This window comes from Streptomyces botrytidirepellens (assembly GCF_003721215.1).
Classification (GTDB): domain Bacteria; phylum Actinomycetota; class Actinomycetes; order Streptomycetales; family Streptomycetaceae; genus Streptomyces; species Streptomyces himastatinicus.
In genome coordinates, this window is the sequence record NZ_RIBZ01000183.1 from 1 (window position 1) to 2,288 (window position 2,288).

At 72.8% G+C, this 2,288-nt stretch carries 2 protein-coding genes and 1 pseudogene; 2 read left to right on the plus strand and 1 reads right to left on the minus strand.

The features are described from left to right. Positions 1–535: NsdA family TPR-like regulatory protein (locus EEJ42_RS14520; protein ID WP_484422006.1), on the plus strand; the 535-nt coding region annotated here is incomplete at its 5' end. A 37-nt stretch (positions 536–572) separates the two neighbouring features. Here the strand turns inward: EEJ42_RS14520 and EEJ42_RS14525 are convergent. Further along, positions 573–1,218: pseudogene (locus EEJ42_RS14525) on the minus strand (histidine phosphatase family protein). A 299-nt stretch (positions 1,219–1,517) separates the two neighbouring features. Here EEJ42_RS14525 and EEJ42_RS14530 point away from each other — a divergent pair. Then, positions 1,518–2,288 (plus strand): phosphatase PAP2 family protein (locus tag EEJ42_RS14530; protein ID WP_184503087.1); only part of this gene is annotated, 771 nt, incomplete at its 3' end.

Here is a 2,288-nt window from a genome sequence, read left to right on the forward strand (position 1 = left end):
GGCCGCGCAGCGGGCCGCGCGGCGGCTGGCCTCGCCGCGGCTGCTGTCGCTCATCGCGCTGCGCGAGGCGGGCGGGCGGGCCTGGCTGGCGGACCGCAGCGGCTGCGAACGGGCCCTGCTGCGCGCCCAGGCGCTCTTCGGCCGCGGCCCCTGCGACGACGACCCGGAGTGGATGACCTTCTTCGGCGAGGCCGAACTGGAGGGGCTGGAGGCGCAGTGCTGGTCGGCCCTGGGCGACTGGGGGCGCGCGACGGAGCACGCGCGCCGCGCGGTCTCCCTCCAGAAGCCCCACTTCACCCGCAACATCGCCCTGTTCACCACGGAGTTGGCGAGCGACCTGGTCGCGGACGGCGAGCCGGAGGCGGCCGCCGCGGCGGCGGACCGCGCCCTGGGGCTGCTGAACCAGGTCACGTCCTCGCGGATCCGCCGCATGCTGGAGGACACCGCCCGGCTGCTGCGCCCGCACGGCCGCAACGCGTCGGTCGCGGACTTCCTCGCCCGCTATCAGCAGGCCGCCCGCGAGAACCCGGTCTGACGGTGTCCTGCGGTGTCCTCCCGTCCGTGACCGGAGGTCAGGCCAGGTGCCCGGTGTCGTTCCAGCGCTCGATGGCCGGTTCGCCGTACGCCCATCCCAGGATCGACAGGGACGTGGGGTCGAGGCGTATGCGGGCCGCGAAGGAGGCGTCGTAGCCGAGCCAGCGGGCCCCCAGGGTGCGCAGGATGTGGCCGTGCGCGAAGACCAGCACATCGCGGTCGGCGGAGCGCGCCCACTCCACCACCGCGTCCGCCCGGGCCGTGATCGCGGCGAGGGACTCGCCCTCCGGGACGCCGTCGCGCCAGATGAGCCAGCCGGGGCGGGTCGCCTTGATCTCGTCCGGGGTCATCCCCTCGTAGGCGCCGTAGTCCCACTCCAGCAGGGCGTCCCACTCGCTCGCCCGGTCGCCGAAGCCCGCGAGTTCGCAGGTCTCCCTGGCGCGCACGAGCGGACTGGTGCGCACCTCGACGTCCGGCAGGCCCGCCCACGGGGACTGGTGCAGCCGCTCGCCGAGCAGTTTGGCGCCGCGCCGCCCCTCGTCCAGCNTGGTGCAGCCGCTCGCCGAGCAGTTTGGCGCCGCGCCGCCCCTCGTCCAGCAGCGGGATGTCCGTACGGCCGGTGTGCTTGCCCAGGAGCGACCACTGCGTCTGTCCGTGCCGGGCCAGGAGGATGCGTGGTGCCATGGGGGTCGCCTTTCACCGGATACGTGCCTGCCGCGCGCCCCGTGCGCCGTGACACGCGACCGCCCGCGGATACCTGCGCTCTACGCGCCCAGGGGAACAGATCTCTGTCCGTCCGTTGTCCAACCATCATCGCGCACGTGATCGAGAGGCAACCTCGGGGGGACTCCCGGCGTCTTCCTCCTCGCGCGGTCGTCAGCCGTGGGTCCCCGGGGGCGGTGCGGGGGCCGCCTCGACTACACCGTACGGTTGATCGCGCGCCATGTTGTGGCCGCCTGATTTTTGACTGGGAGAGCGTCCGGATGCCCCATACCGCGCCCCGTGCCGGAGTGACACTGGGCAGTCGGCCCCGTTGGTGGACCGAGCTGCCGCTGATCGCGGTGGTGTACCTCGCGTACGCGGGCGGTCGGCTTCTGGGCCAAGGCGATGTGACCACGGCCGTCAACCACGGCCTGGGAATCCTCCGTTTCGAGCGGCGGTTCAACATCGATTTCGAGTCACCGCTCAACGACCTGTTCACCCGCCACGCCTGGATAGGCATACCGGCCGACTTCGTGTACGCCTCGCTGCACTACGCGGCCACCCCGGCGGTGCTGGTGTGGCTGTGGAAGCGCGGCCGGAACGCGGACTACCGCTTCGCCCGCACCTGGCTGCTGATCACGACGATGATCGGCCTGATCGGCTTCGTCGTGGTGCCGACCTGCCCCCCGCGGCTGCTGGAGGCGGGCCAGGGCTTCGTCGACACGATGGCCCAGTACAGCTCGTACGGCTGGTGGGGCGGTGACGCGAGCGCGCCGCGCGGCATGGGCGGGCTCACCAACCAGTACGCGGCGATGCCGAGCCTCCACGTGGGCTGGGCGCTGTGGTGCGGGATAGCGCTGTGGTGGCAGGGGCGCTCGGTGTGGTCGAAGATCATCGCCGTGGTCTATCCGCTGGTCATCACCCTCGTGGTGATGGGCACCGCGAACCACTACTTCCTCGACGCGGCCGCCGGTGCCGCCGCCGTCGGGGCCGGAGCGCTGCTGACCCGGCCCGCGCTGCGGCTCGCGGGCGCCGTCCGCGAGCGCTTCGCC